The following is a 260-nucleotide window of genomic DNA, read 5'->3' as shown; positions in this document are numbered from 1 at the left end:
CCCAGCGATAGCTCCAGAAGCAGCGCGCGCCGTAACCGTAATAGGCACGCGGGGCGTAATAGGCACGCGGGGCGTAATAGGCGCGCGGCGCATAGTAGCCGCGATAGCCCCATCCGCGACCGTATCCACCGCGATAGCCCCATTCGCCGCGCCAGGCCTGCGCGGGGGCGGTCGTTGCGCCGACCAGGATCGCCGACGTGCCGATCGCGTAGGCGAAGAGCAACGCGATTGTGGCCAGGCAGCGCGTCAGGAAATTGTAG

The 260-nt window shown here is 67.3% G+C and carries 1 pseudogene; it reads right to left on the bottom strand.

From position 1 onward, the window contains the following. Nucleotides 1-260, bottom strand: a pseudogene (locus E0702_RS19365) (hypothetical protein); the annotation flags it as partial.

Origin of the sequence: Halomonas marinisediminis, from assembly GCF_004347715.1 — a bacterium.
Taxonomy (GTDB): domain Bacteria; phylum Pseudomonadota; class Gammaproteobacteria; order Pseudomonadales; family Halomonadaceae; genus Halomonas; species Halomonas icarae.
This window is presented reverse-complemented; position numbering and strand designations above follow the sequence as displayed.